This is a genomic window from Caulobacter endophyticus, assembly GCF_029543245.1.
Classification (GTDB): domain Bacteria; phylum Pseudomonadota; class Alphaproteobacteria; order Caulobacterales; family Caulobacteraceae; genus Caulobacter; species Caulobacter endophyticus_A.
The window spans coordinates 100,995-121,775 of sequence record NZ_JARQWV010000017.1; the positions used below are offsets into that span (position 1 = coordinate 100,995).

15 protein-coding genes and 1 tRNA gene are annotated in these 20,781 nt (G+C 68.2%); 11 read left to right on the forward strand and 5 right to left on the reverse strand.

Going from position 1 to position 20,781, the window contains the following annotated elements:
* The first annotated feature begins 154 nt into the window (after positions 1-154).
* From P7A99_RS16910 to P7A99_RS16925, 4 genes are all read left to right on the forward strand, one after another.
* On the forward strand, positions 155-4,969 hold the full coding sequence (locus P7A99_RS16910; RefSeq protein WP_277794941.1) for an NAD-glutamate dehydrogenase: 4,815 nt from the start codon (positions 155-157) through the stop codon (positions 4,967-4,969).
* A 160-nt stretch (positions 4,970-5,129) separates the two neighbouring features.
* Positions 5,130-5,642, forward strand: coding sequence for a hypothetical protein (locus P7A99_RS16915; RefSeq protein WP_277794942.1), 513 nt, complete (start codon positions 5,130-5,132; stop codon positions 5,640-5,642).
* Between the two features lie 82 nt (positions 5,643-5,724).
* Positions 5,725-6,924, forward strand: a complete 1,200-nt coding sequence (locus P7A99_RS16920) for a DUF418 domain-containing protein (RefSeq protein WP_277794943.1) — start codon at positions 5,725-5,727, stop codon at positions 6,922-6,924.
* A gap of 182 nt (positions 6,925-7,106) precedes the next feature.
* Complete coding sequence (locus tag P7A99_RS16925) at positions 7,107-8,810, forward strand: alkaline phosphatase D family protein (protein ID WP_277794944.1); 1,704 nt, start codon at positions 7,107-7,109, stop codon at positions 8,808-8,810.
* Positions 8,811-8,982: 172 nt separating this feature from the next.
* Here the strand turns inward: P7A99_RS16925 and P7A99_RS16930 are convergent, their stop codons facing one another.
* Both P7A99_RS16930 and hisI read right to left on the reverse strand, forming a co-directional pair.
* Positions 8,983-9,609, reverse strand: coding sequence for a LysE family translocator (locus P7A99_RS16930; protein WP_277794945.1), 627 nt, complete (start codon positions 9,607-9,609; stop codon positions 8,983-8,985).
* Positions 9,596-10,018, reverse strand: coding sequence for a phosphoribosyl-AMP cyclohydrolase (gene hisI, locus P7A99_RS16935; RefSeq protein WP_277794946.1), 423 nt, complete (start codon positions 10,016-10,018; stop codon positions 9,596-9,598). The genes P7A99_RS16930 and hisI overlap by 14 nt, the downstream gene beginning before the upstream one ends.
* Positions 10,019-10,093: 75 nt before the next feature.
* On the opposite strand from hisI, the gene P7A99_RS16940 reads away from it, so the two are divergent.
* A complete protein-coding gene (locus P7A99_RS16940) occupies positions 10,094-10,978 on the forward strand; it encodes a DUF817 domain-containing protein (protein WP_277794947.1) in 885 nt (294 codons plus the stop codon).
* Positions 10,979-11,159: 181 nt separating this feature from the next.
* On the opposite strand, the gene folE is transcribed toward P7A99_RS16940, so the two are convergent.
* Complete coding sequence (gene folE / locus P7A99_RS16945) at positions 11,160-11,798, reverse strand: GTP cyclohydrolase I FolE (RefSeq protein ID WP_277794948.1); 639 nt, start codon at positions 11,796-11,798, stop codon at positions 11,160-11,162.
* 192 nt (positions 11,799-11,990) lie between these two features.
* Between folE and cysS the strand changes: the two genes are divergently transcribed.
* Positions 11,991-13,382: a cysteine--tRNA ligase gene (cysS, locus tag P7A99_RS16950; protein ID WP_277794949.1), complete on the forward strand. Its 1,392-nt coding sequence runs from the start codon at positions 11,991-11,993 to the stop codon at positions 13,380-13,382.
* 174 nt (positions 13,383-13,556) lie between these two features.
* On the opposite strand, the gene P7A99_RS16955 is transcribed toward cysS, so the two are convergent.
* A complete protein-coding gene (locus tag P7A99_RS16955; RefSeq protein WP_277794950.1) occupies positions 13,557-15,140 on the reverse strand; it encodes an ArnT family glycosyltransferase in 1,584 nt (527 codons plus the stop codon).
* Positions 15,141-15,328: 188 nt separating this feature from the next.
* Between P7A99_RS16955 and P7A99_RS16960 the strand changes: the two genes are divergently transcribed.
* The 3 genes from P7A99_RS16960 (at position 15,329) to aguB (ending at position 19,807) form a co-directional block, all read left to right on the forward strand.
* Positions 15,329-17,767: a TonB-dependent receptor gene (locus P7A99_RS16960; RefSeq protein ID WP_277794951.1), complete on the forward strand. Its 2,439-nt coding sequence runs from the start codon at positions 15,329-15,331 to the stop codon at positions 17,765-17,767.
* 147 nt (positions 17,768-17,914) lie between these two features.
* Positions 17,915-18,919 carry an agmatine deiminase family protein gene (locus P7A99_RS16965; protein ID WP_277794952.1) on the forward strand — a complete coding sequence of 335 codons (1,005 nt, stop codon included), beginning with the start codon at positions 17,915-17,917 and terminating at the stop codon, positions 18,917-18,919.
* Between the two features lie 6 nt (positions 18,920-18,925).
* Positions 18,926-19,807 (forward strand): N-carbamoylputrescine amidase, encoded by an 882-nt coding sequence (aguB, locus tag P7A99_RS16970; RefSeq protein ID WP_277794953.1) that lies wholly within the window; start codon positions 18,926-18,928, stop codon positions 19,805-19,807.
* Positions 19,808-19,946: 139 nt separating this feature from the next.
* Here aguB and P7A99_RS16975 read toward each other — a convergent pair.
* Positions 19,947-20,022: transfer RNA gene (locus P7A99_RS16975), tRNA-Ala, on the reverse strand.
* Positions 20,023-20,152: 130 nt separating this feature from the next.
* On the opposite strand from P7A99_RS16975, the gene P7A99_RS16980 reads away from it, so the two are divergent.
* Together P7A99_RS16980 and P7A99_RS16985 are read left to right on the forward strand one after the other, a co-directional pair.
* Positions 20,153-20,467 carry a YggT family protein gene (locus P7A99_RS16980; protein WP_277794954.1) on the forward strand — a complete coding sequence of 105 codons (315 nt, stop codon included), beginning with the start codon at positions 20,153-20,155 and terminating at the stop codon, positions 20,465-20,467.
* A gap of 7 nt (positions 20,468-20,474) precedes the next feature.
* A complete protein-coding gene (locus P7A99_RS16985) occupies positions 20,475-20,762 on the forward strand; it encodes a DUF167 domain-containing protein (RefSeq protein ID WP_277794955.1) in 288 nt (95 codons plus the stop codon).
* Positions 20,763-20,781 lie beyond the last annotated feature (19 nt).

Sequence of the window (20,781 nt, forward strand, 5' to 3'; positions counted from 1 at the left end):
ACAATCCACGGCCAGGACGCCCGGATAGAAATGTGGGTGGCGCTTCCTTCGGAATTCAGCAGTTTAGGCAAAATATTGTTCGGTTCTCGGGCGTGTCGGTTGAACGCGCACGGGAAAGGGCTAGGTTGTCGCCAAAAATTCGCGAGGAAATCCCATGGTCGGCGATAGTGACCGCAAGACGAACCAACAGGCCTCCAGCGCCCTGAGCGCGGGTCTGGAAGCGGCTTTCGGCGGTGCGCTCACCCCTGCCCAGGCCCAGTTCGCGGCGCTGGCCGCCGAAGACTGGTCGGCCGAGGAACTGCCCGGCGTCGACGCCGGCGACGTGGCCGCCGAGCTGGCCGCTCTCTACCGCTTCGCAGAAGGTTCGGCCGATGAGGCCCTGGCCCTGCGCGTGCGCACCGCCAAGGGCGGCGACGTCCTCGAAATCGTCCAGCCCGACCGTCCCTTCCTCGTCGATTCGATCATGGGCGCCATCGCCGAGACCGGCTTCTCGGTGCGCGCCATGTTCCACCCGATGGTCGAGCTGGCCGGCCAGCGCCGCTCGCTGATCCAGGTGTGGCTGGAGCCTGTGGGCCAGGACCGTGAAGACGCCCTGCTGACCGCCGTCCGCGACGCCCTGGCCGACGTGCATCGCGCCGTCGACGACTTCGACGCCATGCGCGCCCTGATGCGCCGCACGATCGACGAACTGCGCGGCGCCCAGGTCGAACTCGCCGCCGAGGAGCGCGCCGAGGGCGTCGACTTCCTCGACTGGCTGGAAGGCGACCACTTCGTGTTCCTGGGCGCGCGGGTCTACGAATATCCCCGCACCGCCGACGGCGGCTATGCGGCCGAGGAGCCGCTGTATCAGCCCGAAGGCAGCCTGGGCGTCCTGCGCGACCAGACCCGCACCGTCCTGCGCCGCGAGAGCGAGCCGGCGATCCTGTCGCCGCAGGTGCGCGACCACCTGTTGCTGGGCGCCCCGCTGGTCGTGGCCAAGTCGAACCTGCGCTCCAAGGTCCACCGCCGCGGCTACATGGATTACGTCGGCGTGCGCCGCTACGGCGCCGACGGCAAGCCCTCGGGCGAGGTCCGGTTCGTCGGCCTGTTCACCGCCGAGGCCTACGAGACCCCGGCCCACGAGGTGCCGCTGATCCGCCGCAAGGTCGAGCATGTGCTGGACAAGGCCGGCAAGGATCCCGACAGCCACAACGGCAAGCGCCTGCGCAATATCCTCGAGACCTGGCCGCGCGACGAGCTGTTCCAGATCGAGGAGGGCGACCTGCTCTCCATGGCGCTCGGCGTGCTGCACCTCTACGACCGCCCGCGCGTGCGCCTGTTCACCCGCCGCGACCCGTTCGACCGTTTCATCTCGGCCCTGCTGTTCGTCCCGCGCGAGCGCTATGACTCCGGCGTGCGCCAGCGCGCCGGCGACCTGCTCAGCCAGGCCTTCGACGGCCGCGTCTCGGCCTATTATCCCAGCTTCTCGGACGCGCCCCTGGCCCGGGTGCACTACATCCTCGGCGTCAAGCCGGGCGTGCATCCCGAGCCGGACCTGGCCGCGCTGGAAGCGGCCATCGCCGAGACCACCCGCACCTGGGACGACCGCTTCGAGGCCATCGTCCGCGAGCGCGGCGCCACCCGTCCGGTGGTCGACACCCTGGCCCGCTGGGCCGGCGCCTTCCCGCCCGGCTATCGCGACCAGTACGACGCGCCCGAGGCCCTCGCCGACATCGCCGTCGTCGACGACCTGAAGGCCGGCGAGGCCGTGCGCGTGCGGGCCTTCCGCCGCGACGGCGACGACGCCATGACCTTCCGCTTCAAGCTCTATCGTCCGGGCGCGGCCGCGCCGCTGGCCGACGTGCTGCCGATCCTCGAGCACATGGGCCTGAAGGCCCTGATCGAGGACGGCTTCAAGCTGAAGCCCACCATCGACGGCCTCAAGGCCCCCACCTGGGTCCACGAGTTCGTGCTGCGCGACGAGCAGGGCGAGCACCTGTCGTTCGCCGACATCAAGAGCGCCTTCGAGGCCGCCTTCGTCGCCATCTGGACGGGCAAGGCCGAGAGCGACGGCTTCAACCGCCTGGTGCTGGAGCTGGGCGTCGACTGGCGCGAGGCCGCCCTTGTGCGCGCCCTGGCCCGCTACCGCCAGCAGACGGGTCTCGACCCGTCGCAGGCGGTGCAGGAAGCGGCCCTGGCCGACAATCCGGGCGTCGCGCGCCTGATCCTGGATCTCTTCCGCATCAAGTTCGACCCGGCCATCGCCGCCGACCTCGCCGCCCGCAAGGCGCAGGCGCAGGCCGTGGCCGAGAAGATCACCGAGGCCCTGCAGGCGGTGGAAAGCCTGGACGCCGACCGCGTCCTGCGCCGCATCGCCGCCCTGGTCGGCGCGATCCAGCGCACCAACTTCTACCAGGCGGGCGAGGACGGCGGTCACAAGCCGCACATCAGCTTCAAGATCGCCTCGCGCGAACTGGCCGACCTGCCGGCGCCCAAGCCCTATCGCGAGATCTTCGTCTCGGCCCCGCACGTCGAGGGCGTGCACCTGCGCTTTGGTCCCGTCGCCCGCGGCGGCCTGCGCTGGTCCGACCGCCGCGACGACTTCCGTACCGAAGTGCTCGGCCTCGTTAAGGCCCAGCAGGTCAAGAACGCGGTCATCGTGCCGGTCGGCTCGAAGGGCGGCTTCTATCCCAAGCAGCTGCCGCGCGGCGGCGATCGCGACGCCATCCAGGCCGAGGCCATCCGCGCCTACAAGACCTTCCTGTCGGGCCTCCTGGACATCACCGACAACATCGACGCCGACAACCAGGTGATCGCCCCGCCGGCCGTGGTCGCCCACGACGGCGAGGATCCCTACCTGGTCGTCGCCGCCGACAAGGGCACGGCCACCTTCTCCGACATCGCCAACGGCCTGGCGGAAAGCTACGGCTTCTGGCTGGGCGACGCCTTCGCCTCGGGCGGTTCGGTCGGCTACGACCACAAGGTCATGGGCATCACCGCCCGCGGCGCCTGGGAAGCGGTCAAGCGCCACTTCCGCGAGCTGGGCAAGGACATCCAGGCCGAGCCCTTCACCGTGGTCGGCGTCGGCGACATGTCGGGCGACGTGTTCGGCAACGGCATGCTGCTGTCCAAGCAGACCAAGCTGCTGGCCGCCTTCGACCACCGTCACATCTTCCTCGATCCCGATCCGGATCCGGCCGTCTCGTGGGCCGAACGCGACCGCATGTTCAAGCTGCCGCGCTCGTCCTGGGCCGACTATGACGCCAGCAAGCTCTCCAAGGGCGGCGCCATCGTGCCGCGGAACCAGAAGGAGATCCCGCTGAGCCCCGAGGTCCAGGCCATGCTGGACCTGAAGGCCGCCAGCGTCTCGCCGGCCGAGCTGATGACCGCGATCCTCAAGTCGCGCGCCGAGCTGCTCTATCTCGGCGGCATCGGCACCTATGTGAAGGCCAAGGGCGAGACCAACGCCGAGGCCGGCGACAAGGCCAACGACGCCATCCGCGTCAACGGCTCGGATCTGCGTGTCAAGGTGGTGGGCGAGGGCGCCAATCTAGGCCTGACCCAGGCCGGCCGCATCGAGTTCGCGCAAAGCGGCGGTCACTCGAACACCGACGCCATCGACAACAGCGCCGGCGTCGACAGCTCCGACCACGAGGTCAACATCAAGATCCTCACGGGCCTGCTGGAGCGCTCGGGCGAGCTGACCCGTCCGGACCGCAACACGCTGCTGGCCTCGATGACCGACGACGTCGCCCATCACGTGCTGGAACACAACTACGACCAGACCCTGGCGCTGACCTTGCTTGAAAGCGACAGCGCCGAGGAGCTGGAGGCCCACGCCCGCTTCATGAGCGAGCTGGAAGCCCGCGGCCGCCTGGACCGTAAGGTCGAGGGCCTGCCTGAGGCCACGGTGATGGCCGATCGCGCCCAGGCCAAGAAGGGCCTGACCCGTCCGGAACTGGCCGTGCTGCTGGCCTACGGCAAGCTCGATCTGTTCGACGACATCATCGCCTCGCGCGCGCCGGACGATCCCTGGTTCGAGGCCACCCTGCGCGGCTACTTCCCCAAGGCGCTCGATAAGTACGCCGACGCCATGCAGAAGCACCGTCTGAAGCGCGAGATTATCGCCACGGTGGTCGGCAACCAGATGGTCAACATGTGCGGCCCCACCTTCCCGGGCCGCCTGAAGGCCGCCGCCGGCTGCGACGTCGAGGCCCTGGTGGTCGGCTTCGCCGCCGCCCGCGAGATCCTGGGCGTCGACGCCCTGTGGGACCAGGTCTCGGCGCTGGACAACAAGGCCGAGGCCGAGGGCCAGACCGCGCTTTACAAGGCCCTGGCCTATGCGCTGCGCAGCCTGACCTTCTGGCTGGCCCGCCGGGCCTTCCGCGACAAGTCCAGCGTCCAGCAACTGGTCGAGGCCTATGGTCCGTCGGTGGCGGCCCTGAAGGGTCTTACCCCGGCCATCCTGTCGAGCTTCGAGCAGAAGACCACGGCCAAGCGCGCCAAGGCCTATGTCGCCGACGGCGCCCCGCAGGCCCTGGCTGAAGCGGTCGCCGCCCTGCAGCCGGTGACCACGGCCGCCGACCTCGTCGACCTGGGCAATGCGTCCAGCTGGTCGGTCGAGAACGTCGCCCGCCTCTATCACCAGGTCGGTGCGGCCCTCGGCTTCGACCGCCTGCGCTGGGCGGCCGGCCAGTTCGTCGGCGGCGACAGTTTCGAGCGCCTGGCCGTCCGTCGCCTGATCGAGGACCTTTTGTTCGAACAGGCCGCCATCACCCAGGCGGTGCTGAAGTTCGCCGCCAACGCCCAGGCGGGCGACGACGAAAGCTCGGCCAAGGCCGCAGTGGCCTCCTGGGCCGCCCTGCGCGCCGACCGCGTCAAGGCCGCCAAGCGCACGGTGGACGACATCGAGCAGGCCGGCGGCGGCTGGACCTTCGCCAAGCTCACCATCGCCAACGCGGCCCTGCGCGAGCTGTCGGTGCAGGGGTAGATGCAGAGACGGGCTGAAATTCACCTTTTCAGCCCGTCATTCCTCTAGCGGGGCACTGCGCCTCTTCAATTTGAAGAGCGTGCGTATGTCAGGCAGTGGGGCTGCTCGGAATGGCTGTGCTTGAGGGTGGAATCGCGCAACCTTTTAGCGAGAGGTGCGCATGTTTGAGACAGCTAATCAGTATCTGAGTTGGAACCAGCATCTAGCTGGCTGGGCGCAATTCGTTGGCGCGATGCTGGCGCTTATTGCGGCCTATGTCCTCGCTGTCATGCCAATCAATGCGCAGCGGAAGGACGCGCTGGCTGCTGCCGATGCGCTGGACATGGCGGCAAAGGCCCTTTTGGAGAGCGCGGCGACTTTGATCGCAGAACAGGTGGATGAGGTGCGGAATAACTGGCCCACGCCGTTGAGCCTCAGTTTGACTGCGAGTCGCTTGACGACAAGAGGAGATAGAATTCTGGCATTCCCTCATCATCAGTTGAGGGACCAGTCTGCGGACGGCCTTGCAGATAGGATCTTGCAGATGGCGGAGCTTTTCAGGGAGGTGTTCCATCATACGCAGGCGCCATATGGTGGACCGGATCGTGGGCAACGGCTTACTTCCGCCGCTCGGGACGAAGTTGTTGGTCACCTCGAAGAGGCCGTTCGGAAAGCTAACCTGCTGATCTACTAAAGACATAGGCAAAGTGTTGCAGAGGCCCTTGAGTTCACGACACTCGCTATCGGATTAGAGGTGACCCCGGGGCAAGCGCTGCATGGCCGCTGACAAAGACCGCATCATGCTGCTCGACGCCCTGCGGGGGCTCGGCGTGCTGGGCATCCTCTTGTGCAACGCGCCGGGCTTTGCGTTTCCGATGGCGCTCAGCGACAGCGTGCGGGCCTGGCCGTTCGGGACGGGGGCGGAGACCATGTCGGTGTGGCTGGTCACCCAGTGGCTGTTCCAGCGCAAGTTCGTGACCCTGTTCTCGATGCTGTTCGGCATCTCGATGTTTCTGGTCGGCGGCGAGAAGGGGCCCGTTTCGGAAGGCGGGGCGGGAAAGGGCGGGGTGCTCTACCGGCGCCTGGGCTGGCTGGCCGTGTTCGGGATCGTCCACGGCTTCGCGATCTGGTGGGGCGACGTGCTGCTGAGCTACGCGCTGGCCGGTTTGGCCGTGGCCCAGGCCCGCTCGTGGCCGGCCCGCAGGCTGCTGTCCTGGGGGATCGGCCTGTGGATCGCTTTCAGCCTGCTGACGATCGGCGGACTGGCGCTGCTGGCCTTCGAGCCGCCCGCCGAGATCGCCGCCGAAGCCGCGCGGGAGGCCGCCCGGGGCGCGGCCGCCATCGCCGCCTATCGCGGCGACTTCATGCGGTCTCTGGCGATCAACGCCGCCGAGCGGCTGGAGAACCTGCCCTACGAGCCGATCATCTTCCTGCTGACGACCGGGCTGATGATGATCGGCCTGGGCGCCTACAAGAAGGGCGTGTTCACCGGCGCGGTCTCGACGCGGACCTATGGCGTGCTGATCGCCGTTGGCCTCGCCGCCCTGGCCGTGGTCGGCTGGCCCTATTTCGCCTTCGCGCTGAACGGCATGGGCGAGCGCGACCTGCGCCTGGCCGAGGGGCTGCAGATGATCACCGCCCCGCTGACCACCCTGGCCTATGTCGGGCTGATGGCGCTGGCGGCGCGTTCGACGGGCTTCTGGCGCAGGCTCCCGGCCGTGCTGGCGCCGGTCGGCCGGATGGCCTTCACCAACTACATCGCCCAGTCGCTGGTGATGACGGCGATCTTCTACGGCGGCCGGGGCCTTGGCCTCTACGCCCGCCTCGACCGCCCGGCCCTGGCCCTGATCGTCGTCGCACTGTGGATCGCCCAGGTGCTGTGGTCGCGCTGGTGGCTGGAGCGCTTTTCGATGGGGCCGCTGGAATGGATCTGGCGTCGGCTCTATCGCGGCCCGACGCGGCTGCGGCGCGAATGAGGGGGAAGGGGGGCGTCGCTCCGTCGGCTGATAACGTCCCCCCTCCGGCCCTTCGGGCCACCTCCCCCAGAGGGGGAGGATCTTCGTTCGCCGAATAACCCTGTGCGTCATAAGGTTGTCGCGGGCCAACGCTAACGCGACCGACGAGACGTCGCGGGCGTCCTGTCGGGGAGTGCGTTGCAATGAAGATCGATCGTCGCGGGCTGCTGGCCCTGCTCGGCTCCGGCGCGGCTACGCCGGTCGCCGCCGCCGCCCCCAAGACCTTCGACGGCGAGGTCGCCTTCGCGCACGGCCTAGCCTCGGGCGATCCGCTTTCGGACCGCGTGATCCTGTGGACGCGGGTCACCGCGAATGGCGCGACCGCTCCGGTCGCCCTGCGCTGGGAAGTCGCGACCGACGCAGGCTTCAAGACCATCGTCGCCCAGGGCCAGGCGCTCACCGACGCCGGCCGCGACTGGACGGTCAAGGTCGATGCTGTGGGCCTCAAGCCGGGTACGGATTATCACTTCCGCTTCCGCCCGCTGAAGGCCGGCAAGCCGGTGGGCGAGGGGATCGTCGGCCGCACCCGCACCCTGCCGCAGGGGTCGGTCAAGGACGTCGTTCTGGCCGTGGCGTCCTGCTCGCTCTATTCGAACGGCTACTTCACCGCCTATGACGCCATCGCCAGGCTGCCGCGCGTCGACGCGGTGCTGCACCTGGGCGACTACATCTACGAGTACGGCGGCGGACCCAAGGACTACGGCATGAGCTCGCCGGTCGCCGCCCAGCGCCGGCCCGATCCGGTCCACGAGATCGTCTCGCTCAGCGACTACCGCCGCCGCCACGCGATCTACAAGACCGACCCGATGCTGCAGGCCGCCCACGCCCGCGCGCCGTGGATCGTGGTCTGGGACGACCACGAGACCGCCAACGACAGCTGGGTCGGCGGTGCCGAGAACCACGACCCTGACAAGGGCGAGGGCGACTGGGCCGCGCGCAAGGCCGCCGCCCTCAAGGCCTATTACGAGTGGATGCCGATCCGCGAGCCTTCGGCCGGAACCCTGCCCGAGGCCGCCTGGCGTCGCTTCCAGTTCGGCGACATCGCCACCCTCTTGATGGTCGAGACCCGCCTGACGGCCCGTTCCCAGCAGCTGGACTACGCCAAGGACCTCTCCTTCACCGCCGACGGCAAGCCGCAGGTCGAGGCCTTCGTCGCCAAGTGGAAGGATCCCTCGCGCCGCCTGATGGGCGAGGGCCAGGAGCAGTGGCTGGCCCGAGAGGTCGAGGCCTCGGTCAAGGGCGGCACGGCCTGGCAGGTGCTGGGCAACCAGGTGGTCATGGCCCGCGTCGCCGCCCCCAACATGAAGGCCACCATGGGTGCGGAGAAGTTCGACGCCATGATCGCGGCCCTGCCCGACTACGCCCGGGGCCGGGTGGCCCAGAGCGTGGCCATGTCGGCCTACGACATCCCCTCCAACCTCGACGCCTGGGACGGCTATCCGGCCGATCGCCAACGGGTCTACGATATCTTCAAGGCCAGCAAGGCCGCCCCGATCGTGCTGGCCGGCGACAGCCACATGTTCTGGGCCAACGAGCTGTGGGACGACGCGGGCTCGTCGCGCGTCGCCGCCGAGTTCGGCGCCACCTCGGTCACCTCGCCCGGTTTCGGCGACCTGATGCCCGGCGCCCCGATCGGCGAGGCCTTCGTCCAGCGCAACAAGGAAGTGAAATACGCCCACCCCAGCGCCAAGGGCTTCGTCCTGCTGACCCTGGAAAAGGGCCGCGCCGTGGGCGAGCTGGTGGCGGTCTCGACCATCCTGTCGACCGACTACACGACCAGCGTGCTGAAGACCTTCGTGGTCACCCCGGCCGAAGGCGGCGGGGTGGGGGCGCTATCGGAGGGGTAATCCTTCTCCCCTTGCGGGAGAAGGTGGCGGCCGAAGGCTGACGGATGAGGGGTCTCTCAAACGCAAGACGCCGCGACAGCTGACCAGCCATCGCGTCGTTTCTGTTGGTGCGACCCCTCACCCGACCCCACTCCGTGGGGCCACCCTCTCCCGCAAGGGGAGAGGGATCCTGCTACCGCCGCTCCAGCGCCAGGCGCAGGCCGAACGCGATGAACACCCCGCCGCTGATGCGGTCGAGCCAGCGCACGACGGCGGCTTCGCGCAGCAGGCCGGCCAGGGGCGCGGTGGCGGCGATCAGCAGGCCGGCCCAGGCCAGGCCCAAGAGCACGTGGATCCCCGCCAGCAGCGTGCCGAACACGCCGGGGCTGGCGCCGGCCGGCACGAACTGCGGCAGGAACGAGATGTAGAACACCCCGACCTTGGGATTGAGCAGGTTGGTGAACAGCCCGCGCCGGAACGAGTCCGCCAGACCGCCGCCGGTGGGCGACACCGCGCCCGGCTCGAAGCGGTCGCGCGGCTTCCACAGCATCCTGGCGCCCATCCAGACCAGATAGGCCGCGCCGGCCCACTTCAGGGCCGTGTAGGCCAGTTCCGAGGCCGTCAGCAGCGCCCCGGCCCCGAAGGCCGCGGCCATGCCCCAGACCAGGCACCCCATGCCGATGCCCATGGCCGCCGCCGCCGCCCGGCGCGGCCCTTCGGTGGCGGCGCTGCGCAAGACGAGGGCGGTGTCGAGGCCAGGCGTGATGGTCAGAAGGCTGGCGGCCAGGGTGAAGGCCAGCAGGGCTTCAGGCGTGGTCATGGACGTGGTCTTCCTCGCGCTCGACCAGCTGGCCGTTTTCCCAGACCCGATAGAAGCACGAGCGGAAGCCCACGTGGCAGGCCCCGCCGTCGCCCTGCGGCCGCACCTTGATCACGACCGCGTCCTGGTCGCAGTCGATGCGCACCTGCGTGACGATCTGCAGCTGGCCGCTGGTCTCGCCCTTCTTCCACAGGCCGTTGCGCGAACGGCTGAAATAGTGGGCCACGCCCGTGTCCAGCGTCAGCTTCAGGGCCTCGTCGTTCATCCAGGCCAGCATCAGGATCTCGCCGGTGTCGGCGTGCTGAGCCACCGCCGCCACAAGGCCGTTCGCGTCGAAGCGCGGGGCGATGGCGACGCCCCGTTCCAGGGCCTGCTTGTCGGGGGCGGCGGGGAAGATCTGGCTGGTCATCAAAGACATATGGCGCAACAGGCCCGGTTCAGGCTAGCTTCTTGCCGCCGGCGGGGGACGGAAACGACAGGGACGATGGACCTCAAGTCCAGCATCAAGGACGGCGTGGCGGCCCTGGACCGCCGGATGCGTCCGTGGGCCCAGCGCTCGAAGGCCAACGCATGGGCCTACGAGTTCCTGCTGTTCGGCCTGAAGCAAGCCTGGGCCTGCCTGTTCGGCGGCCTGATGCTGGTGCTGCTGGTCGGCACCTATCTGTTCTGGCCGCACGACGCGGCGCTCGCCCGCTACGACTTCCTCGTCATCGCCTCGATCGCCATCCAGGCGATGCTGATCCTGCTGAAGCTGGAGCGCTGGGACGAGGCGGCGGTGATCCTGATCTTCCACCTGGTCGGTACGGCCATGGAGATCTTCAAGACCGCCCACGGTTCGTGGATCTATCCCGAGCCCAGCGTCCTGCGGATCGGCGACGTGCCGCTGTTCACCGGCTTCATGTACGCCTGCGTCGGCAGCTACATCGCCCGCATCTGGCGCCTGTTCGACATCACCTTCATCCGCTACCCGCCGTTCTGGAGCGCCCACGTCCTGGCGGTGCTGATCTATCTGAACTTCTTCACCCACCACTATGTCACCGACATGCGGCTGGGGCTGTTCGCCCTGTCGGCCCTCTTGTTCGGCCGCACCTGGTTCGTGTTCACGCCCGACCGCGTGCAGCGGCGCATGCCGATGCTGCTGGGGCTGATGCTGGTGGCGCTGTTCATCTGGCTGGCCGAGAACCTCGGCACCGCCGCCGGGGCCTGGATCTATCCCAGCCAGCGCGAGGGCTGGCACATGGTGCCGATCGAGAAGCTGGGCGCCTGGTACCTGCTGATGACCATCAGCTTCGTGCTGGTCAGCCTCGTCCACCGCCCGCTCGACGCCTGCGTCGAACGCCTGCGCGAAGGGATCCGGGCGGCGGTGTAAGGGCTCACGCGTCCTTCTCCCCTTGCGGGAGAAGGTGTCGACGCAGTCGACGGATGAGGGGTCTCTCAAACGCAAGACGCCGCGACAGCCGATCAGCTGTCGCGGCGTTTTCGTGGGGGCGACCCCTCACCCGACCCCGCTCCGCGGGGCCACCCTCTCCCGCAAGGGGAGAGGGATCTGGTTATTTGCGCGTGACCAGATCCATGAACCGCTGCTGCAAAACCTTGTCGGTCTTGAACACGCCGCGGAACTGGGTGGTGATGGTCGAGACGTCGTGGTGGTGCACGCCGCGGGTCGACATGCACTGGTGCTCGGCGTCGATCAGCACGGCCACGCCGGCGGCCGAGAGGTGATCCTCGATGGCGTCGGCGACCTGCATGGTCATGGTTTCCTGGGTCTGCAGGCGCTTGGCGTAGATCTCGACCAGGCGCGCCAGCTTCGACAGGCCCACGACCTTGCCGGTGGGCATGTAGGCCACCCAGGCCTTGCCCAGGAACGGCGCCATGTGGTGCTCGCAGTGGCTCTGCACGTCGATGCCGCGCAGCATGACCATGTCGTCATAGCCCTGCACGTCCTCGAAGGTGCGCGACAGCTCCTTGGCCGGGTCGCCGTGATAGCCGGCGAACCACTCGCCATAGGCGTCGACCACGCGCTTTGGCGTGTCGAGCAGGCCTTCGCGGTCGGGGTTGTCGCCCGCCCAGGCCAGCAGCGTGCGCACGGCGGCCATGGCTTCGTCGCGGGTGGGGCGCTGGGCGGGTTCAAGATCAAGACCGGTGTCGTCAGAGCCGATCAGGGTTCGCTCGCGGGTCAGGGCGTCCATGTTTTCGCGGGGGTTCTTTCCACGGGCTGAGTTGCGCCAGGACGCCTGTCGCCCTGGAATTACGCGTGCCACCCGTTCAAGGCGCGCCCTTCACGTTGCAAAGACGTGGTTCGAAGGCGCGCACCTCGCTATATGGGTCCGGTTTTTCGTTCCGACAACACCCTTCCGCTGCGTCAAGGCGACCGAGTTTTCATGACCATCAGGCTCTACGACACCATGGCGCGCGAAAAGCGCGACTTCGTTCCCGCCGATCGTGACCGGGTGACGATGTATGTCTGTGGACCGACGGTCTACGGCTACGCCCACATCGGCAACTTCCGTCCGGTGGTGGCCTTCGACGTGCTGTTCCGCCTGCTGCGCCACGAGTTCGGCGACGAGGCGGTGGTCTATGCGCGCAACGTCACCGACGTCGACGACAAGATCAACAAGAAGGCCGCCGACGAGGGCGTCGAGATCAAGGTCATCACCGACCGCTATCTCGCCGCCTATCACCAGGACGCCGACGCCCTCGGGGCCCTGCGCCCGACGCTGGAGCCCAAGGCCACCGACCACATCGGCGCCATCGTCGAGATGATCGGCAAGCTGGTCGACAACGGCAGCGCCTACGCCGCCGACGGCCACGTGCTGTTCGACACCCAGAGCTTCCCCGACTACGGCCAGCTGTCCGGCCGGCCGCTGGACGAGATGATCGCCGGCGCCCGCGTCGAGGTCGCGCCCTACAAGCGCCACCCGGCCGACTTCGTGCTGTGGAAGCCCTCCAAGGAGAACGAGCCGGAGTGGGAAAGCCCCTGGGGCGCGGGCCGTCCGGGCTGGCACATCGAGTGCTCGGCGATGATCGACAAGCAGCTGGGCCTGCCGATCGACATCCACGCCGGCGGCATCGACCTGCAATTCCCCCACCATGAGAACGAGGTGGCGCAGGGCCGCTGCGCCCACGGCCTGCCGACCTACGCCCGCTACTGGATGCACAACGGCTTCCTCGACATGGCCGGCGAGAAGATGTCCAAGAGCCTGGGCAACGTCATCATCCCGCACGAGCTGGTGAAGACCACGCCCGGCGAGGTGGTGCGCTGGGCCCTGCTGTCGGCTCACTACCGCCAGCCGCTGGACTGGACGCCCGAGCTGCTGGAACAGAGCCGCAAGTCGCTGGACCGCCTGTACGGCGCTCTGCGCCGCGCCAAGGACGTCGTTCCCGACCAGGCTGTCGAGGCCCCGCAGGAGGTGATGGACGCCCTCTGCGACGACCTCAACACCCCGGCCGCCACGGCCAAGCTGTTCGAGGTCTCCAGCGCCATCGAGAAGGCCGTCACGGCCGGCGACCTGACCGAGGTGGCGATCCATAAGTCGCGCCTGCTCGAGGCCGGCGCCCTCCTGGGCTTCCTCCAGGCCGATCCTGACGCCTGGTTCGAGGGCGACGCCTCCGACGACCTCAAGGCCCAGGTCGAAGACCTGCTGGCCCGCCGCGTCGCCGCCCGCGCCGCCAAGGACTGGACCGCCGCCGACGCCATCCGCGGCGAACTCGACGCCCTGGGCGTCGTAGTCATGGACAGCCCGACCGGCGCCACCTGGCGCATGAAGGACTGAGCCCTTTTCCTTCTCCCCTTGCGGGAGAAGGTGTCGGCGAAAGCCGACGGATGAGGGGTCTCTCAAAAGCAAGACGCCGCGAAAGCTGATCGGCTTTCGCGGCGTTTCTGTTCGTGCGACCCCTCACCCGACCTCCCTCCGGGAGGCCACCCTCTCCCGCAAGGGGAGAGGGGCTCATCTAGCCGTCGACCCGCCGTTCTCCGGATCGGGCGGCAACCCCGTCTTCGGATCGCGCGGCACGGGCGCGAAACCCTCGGCGATGAACAGGTCCGTCCGCCGGTTGCGCTTCTTGTCCAGGCGCACGCGCACGATCTCGTCGCCCGAATGGGCCTTGAAGTCCTGCTCGATCTTGGCGCGGTAGACGCCCTCCAGGCTGGCGACCAGCGCCCGGCGGCCGTATTCCGGCGTCAGCGGGGCCTCGGTCTCGGCCTGGTTCTGCGGATGGGCCTCGTGCACCCAGATGCGCAGCGGCGGGGCGCCGAACGTGCCCCAGTAGTCGCGACCGTAATAGGCCGCCACGTTGAACAGGAAGCGGTCGTCCACGGTCACCGAGGTCACGCCGACGCCGGCCTGTTCCTCGCGGGCCCGGTCGATGATCGCCTGCACCGTCTGGTCCCAGCCGCGCACCCGCTTGAAGCTGTTGGACAGGCCGATGCTGTCGGCCAGGCGCGGGTTGGTCAGGCAGGCCAGGAACAGGCCCGCGAATGCGCCCTGCACGGCCAGGCCCGCGATCAGCCACCTGCGCGCGCCCCAGCGCATCATCCAGCCGGCCGCCAGCACCGAGCCGGCGACATAGGCGGCGGCCGCCCAGTTGGCGTTGGCGCGGCTGACGAAGGCCTGGCCGGCCACGGTCAGGAGGGGGGGGAGGGCAAAGCACAGCAGCAGCACGTCGGCCGGCTGCAACTTGCGGCGCACCGCCAGCACGATCCCGCCGCCCAGCAGCACGCCGAAGGGCAGGGGGCCGAACACCCCGAACTGCGAACCGATGAACTCGACCAGCTCGCGCGGGTTGAACAGCGAGTGCGAGCCCCAGTTGGCGTTGGCGGCGGTGTGCTCGACCGTGGCGAACTTGTGGGCGGCGTTCCAGATCACGTTCGGCGCGAAGACGGCGATCAGCACGCCGAAGAAGGCCAGGGCCATCGGCCAGGTCCACACCTTGCGGGCCTGCCGCGATAGGGCCAGGTACGCGCCGATGCTGGCCAGCACATAGACCGCCGCGTACTTCGACAGGAAGGCCAGGCCCAGGGCCGCGCCCAGGCCCGCGGCGACCAGCAGGCGCCTGCGGCCGGCTTCGACGGCGGGCAGCGAGACATAGGCCCAGATCGTCAGGGCCAGGAAGAACAGCAGCGGCGCGTCGGTGCCGATCACCGCCGACGACAGGGCCACCCCCGGCATCAGCGCATAGACCGCCGAGGCCGCCAGGCCCGTCCAGCCGCCGTAGAGCCGCCGGGCGATGCGATGGAGCACCAGGGCGGTGGCCCCGTGCAGCAGCGGCCCGCCCACCCGCAGCCAGGCCTCCTGGTCGCCGCCGATCTGGGTGGTCAGCCAGATGACCCAGGCCACCATCGGCGGCTTGGAGTAGTAGCCGAAGTCCAGGGTCCGCGACCAAAGCCAGTACTGGGCTTCGTCCGGGTACAGCTCGAGCGGCGTCGAAAAAATCGCCAGCACCCGGACGATCGTCAAAAGGCCTACCGCGATCACGGTGAGGCGCCAGGCGCGGGCTTCGGAATCCAAGGCGGGCAAGGCGGCAGCGGTCATGCCCTCTCCTTAGCCAAGTAAGTGAAATCTGACCAATCGTTCCGCAAACGACCGTCGTTGTGGCAGTTTCTGGGCGATCGTGGCGTTTCCGTCACCAAACCTTCGAAATGTTTCGCTAAACCCCCGGAACGATGCGGATTGATGCTCACCTTTAGGGCTCGCGTCAAAGAATGAGGGGATCCTTCGATATGAACACGAAAAAAATCGCCTGCCTGGCGTCGACCGCGCTGGTCGGCAGCCTGCTGGCGGCGACCGCCGCTTTCGCCCAGTCGACCGGTTCGTCGGAAGTCGACCAGGTTGTCGTCACCGCCGCGCGCGCCCGCGCCATCGCCGGCCAGGTCCAAGAGACCCTGCCGAAGTCGCGCGCCACGATCGACGGCGCCTACCTGCAGAACCAGGCCACCGGCCAGAACATCTTCCAGTCGCTGAACCAGCTTCCGGGCGTCAGCTTCACCAACAACGACCCGTACGGCTCGTCGGGCGGCAACCTGCGCCTGCGCGGCTTCGACGGTAACCGCGTCTCGGTCACCTTCGACGGCGTTCCGCTGAACGACACCGGCAACTACGCCGTGTACCCCAACCAGATGCTGGACCCCGAGCTGATCAGCCGCGCCAGCGTCAACCTGGGCGCCACCGACGTCGACAGCCCGACCGCTTCGGCCACGGGCGGCACGATCAACTACACCACCCGTCTTCCGGGCACGGAAGCCGGCGGCATCGCCACCGCTTCGTTCGGCTCGGACAACTATCACCGCGGCTTCCTGATGCTGGAAAGCGGCGAAGTCGGCCCGCTCGGCACCCGCGTCTTCGTGGCTGGCAGCTACCAGAAGTACGACAAGTTCAAGGGCCCGGGCGAACTGGAAAAGAAGCAGTTCAACGCCCGCATCTATCAGCCGATCGGCGACAACGGCGACTTCGTCAGCCTTGCCGCCAACTATAACATCAACCGCAACAACAACATCCGCGCCCTGACGCTGTCGGACTTCCGTAACTTCGGCAAGAACTACGACTTCGACCCGACCTGCCCGGCCGCCAGCGCCGGCAACTGCGCCAACTTCTACGGCCGCCAGGTCAACCCGTCGAACACCGGCAGCATCCGCGGCGCCGGCCTGTTCCACGTCGCCGAAAACCTGCGCCTGACCGTCGACCCGTCGTTCTCGTACACCCTGGCCGACGGCGGCTCGCAGCTGGGCACGATCAGCGAAACCGACGGTCGCGTCCGCGGCACGCGCTTCGGCTCGATCACCGGCTTCGACCTGAACGGCAACGGCACCACCACCGACACCGTCGCGTTCTTCGCCCCGTCGGTCACCAACACCCGCCGCTACAGCCTGACCACCTCGCTGATCTGGGACATCAACCCCCAGAACCGCATCCGCGTGGCCTACACCGGCGACTACGGCCGTCACCGTCAGACGGGTGAGTTCACCTACCTGAATCCGGATGGCACCACGACCAACGTGTTCGGCGGCAAGGAAGGCCACGGCAAGACCGTCGCCACGGCCGACGGTTCGTTCCTGCGCAACCGCGACCGCTTCTCGATCGCCCAGCTGAACCAGGTCGCGGCCGAATATGTCGGCAAGTTCTACGACAACCGCCTGGTCGTGAACGCCGGCGTCCGCGCCCCGTTCTTCAAGCGTGAACTGAACCAGTTCTGCTACACGACCAACGCCTCGACCCTCCCGGGCGTCGTCACCGGCTTCAACGTGATCTGCACCACGCAGACCCCGAACGCTCCGGCCGCCGACGGTTCGGTCACCCTCGGTTCGTCGTCGACCAAGTACATCGCGCCGTGGTCGGCCACCGTGAAGTACGACAAGGTCCTGCCGAACGCCGGCCTGACCTATCAGATCGCTCCGGGTCACTCGATCTACACCAGCTACGCCGAGGGCTTCTCGTCGCCGCGTACCGACAACCTCTACACCGCGACCCTGGTCAACGGTAAGGGCGCGCCGGCCGACACCCAGCCGGAAACCACCCGCACCTTCGACCTGGGCTACCGCTACGCTTCGGGCCAGCTGCTGGCCACCGTCGCGGCGTGGAGCACGAAGTACAAGAACCGCATCGTGCAGTCGTACGATCCGGACCTGGGCATCAGCATCGACCGCAACGTCGGCGACGTCGACGCCTTCGGTCTGGACACCCAGGCCGCCTGGCGCCTGGCCGACTACCTGACCGTCACGGCCTCGTACTCGTACAACAACAGCGAGATTCAGTCGGACCTGGTCAACGGCGCCGCCGCCGGCAACGTCCTGCCGCTGAAGGGCAAGCAGATCGTCGAAACCCCGACGCACACCTTCGGTGGCCGCGTCGACTGGGACATCACCGAGAAGCTGCACTTCGGCGTCCAGGGCAAGTTCACCGGCGACCGCTACTCGACCGACGTGAACGACGAAGTCGCTCCGCACTACACTGTGTGGGATCTCGACGTGCGTTACGAACTGCCGTTCGCCGAGCGCACCTACGCGCAACTGAACGTCACCAACCTGTTCGACGAAACCTACTTCGGTTCGATCAGCTCGCGCACCAACGCCCTGCCGATCACCGGCGTCTCGGGCACCGGCGCTCCGACCTACTACATCGGCGCTCCGCGCACCGTGCAGTTCACCCTGCGCACGGAGTTCTAAGACCTGCGCATCCTCTCCGGATGCACGGGAAGGGCGGCTCTTCGGAGCCGCCCTTTTTCTTTTGTCGCACCAATTTGCTAGATAGCGCGCTTGACCCCCGGGCCATCCGGGGCCATCTGCGCCCCTCGTTTTGACCAGGTTTCGAAAATGACCCTCACCGTTCCCGCCGAGTGGGCTCCGCACCGCGCCATGTGGCTGGGCTTCCCGAGCCATGGCGAGCATTGGAAGGAAGACCTCGAGCAAGCCCAGAAGGAGGTCGCCGACCTCGCCCGGGCGCTGGCTGGTCCCGGCGGCGAGCGCGTGCGCCTGATGGTCGTCGGCGACGAGGCCGAGGCCGCCGCCCGCGCCCTGCTGTCCGACACCAGCGTCGAGATCGTCCGCGGCCAGTTCGGCGACATCTGGCTGCGCGACACCGGCCCGATCTTCACCGAGACCGCCCAGGGGCCGTCGGCCGCCGGCTTCAAGTTCAACGGCTGGGGCGGCAAGTACGAGCTGGAGGGCGACGAGATCGTCGCCGAGCAGATCGCCGCGGCCTCGGGCGTGGCGCTGGTTCGCAACGACTTCGTGCTGGAAGGCGGATCGCTCGACCACGACGGCCTGGGCACGGTGCTGACCACCCGCCAGTGCGTGCTGAACGACAACCGCAATCCGGGCATGGACGAGGCCGCCATCACCGCCGCCTTCGCCGCCTCGATGGGGATCAAGAAGGTGCTGTGGCTGGGCGATGGTCTGCTCAACGACCACACCGACGGCCACGTCGACAACCTGGCCCGCTTCGTCGCCCCGGGCGTGGTGGCCTGTCCTATGGCCTTCGGCGCCGACGATCCCAACGCCGAGGTCTATGCCGAGACCGCCCGCCTGCTGGGCTCGATGACCGACAGCCGCGGTTCGCCGCTGCAGGTCGTGCGCATCCCCTCGCCGGGCCGCATCCTCGACGAGGACGGCGAGCCGATCCCGGCCTCGCACATGAACTTCCTGATCGCCAACGAGGCGGTGATCGTGCCGATCTACGCCGAGGAGTCGGGCGCCTTCGCCGTCGAGGTGATCAAGGGCCTGTTCCCCGAGCGCCAGGTCATCGGCCTGCCCTCGACCGCGATCCTCACCGGCGGTGGTTCGTTCCACTGCATCAGCCAGCAAGAACCCGGGGAGTAAGTCGACATGACCCGCACGCTCAGCGTCGCCGCCATCCAGACCTCCTACGGCCTCGATCTGGAGGCCAACATCAAGAAGACGGAAGCCTTCATCCGCGAGGCCGCCGCCGGCGGCGCGCAGGTGATCCTGCCGTCGGAACTGTTCCAGGGTCCGTACTTCTGCGTCACCCAGGAAGAGCGCTGGTTTGCGCACGCCCATCCGTGGCGCGAGCACCCGGTGGTCAAGGCCATCGCCCCCCTGGCCGGCGAGCTGGGCGTGGTCATCCCGATCTCGATCTTCGAGCGCGAGGGCCCGCACTACTTCAACAGCCTGGTGATGGCCGACGCCGACGGCTCGATGCTGGGCCTCTATCGCAAGAGCCACATCCCCGACGGCCCCGGCTACCAGGAGAAGTACTACTTCCGCCCGGGCGACACCGGCTTCAAGGTCTGGGACACGCGTTTTGGCCGCATCGGCGTCGGCATCTGCTGGGACCAGTGGTACCCCGAGGCCGCCCGCGCCATGGCCCTGATGGGCGCCGAGGCCCTGTTCTATCCCACCGCCATCGGCAGCGAGCCGCATGACCCGACCCTGATCACCACCAAGCCGTGGCAGCGGGCGATGCAGGGCCACGCGGTCAGCAACGTGATCCCGGTGATCGGCGCCAACCGCATCGGCTTCGAGCCGTGGGAGAACTATCCCAACGGCGGCCAGACCTTCTACGGCTCGTCCTTCGTGGCCGACCATCGCGGCGACCTGGTCTCGGAGCTGGGCACCAGCGACGAGGGCCTCGTCACCGGGACCTTCGATCTGGACTACCTGACCACCCACCGCGCGGCCTGGGGCTTCTTCCGCGACCGCCGTCCGGACCTCTACACCAGCCTCTCGGGCCCGCGCCCGACGGCCTGAGGTCGGCGTCATAGGCAAGAACGACGAAGGGCGGGGTTTTCCCCGCCCTTTTTCGTGGTCCATGCCGCCAACAAGCCACGACCCGGGCGACGCCGCAAACGCGCCGACTCCAAGCTTCACAGATGTCCGGAAAGGTCCTTGGTGGAGCCGAGGGGAATCGAACCCCTGACCTCCTCATTGCGAACGAGGCGCTCTACCATCTGAGCTACGGCCCCAAGGAAGCGCGGAGATACGGTGGCCTGCGGCGTCCGTCAAGCGGCAGTTGCAGGGGGCCGCGAAAACAGCGCGGCCTTGCCAGGGCGGGCGGCGGCGGGCAAGAAGTCGGCGAGCTCGTACGGAACGCACATGGCCCCGCTGATCTATTTCGTCTTCTTCATCCTCAACGCCCTGCTCGACCTGCTGAAGTGGGCGGTGATCATCAGCGCCATCATCAGCTGGCTGGTGGCCTTCGACGTCATCAACCTGCGCAACAACGCGGTCTATCAGATCAGCCGCTTCCTCGACGCGGTGACGCGGCCGCTGCTGGCCCCGCTGCGCAAGGTCATTCCGCCGCTGGGCGGCGTCGACATCACCCCGATCATCCTGATCCTGGTGATCATCGGCGTGCAGAGCTTCCTGCTGTTCCCGCTGCGCAACACCCTGCTCGGCATCCTGGGCTGATCCAGCCGTGACCTCCGCCGTCCTGGCCGTGCGCCTGACCCCGCGGGGCGGGCGCGACGCGGTCGACGGCTGGGCGGCCGACGCCGACGGCCGGCGCTATCTCAAGGTGCGGGTTAGCGCACCGCCCGTCGAGGGCGAGGCCAACGCCGCCCTCGTCGCGTTCATCGCCAAGCGCCTGGGCCTGTCGCGCTCTGCCGTGCGCGTGGCGAGCGGCGCGACGGCCCGCCTCAAGCGCCTGGAGATCGACGGCCTGTCGCCCGACGACCTCGACCGGCTGCTCGGCCGTCCGGCCTGATCCCGGCTGGAAATGCTCG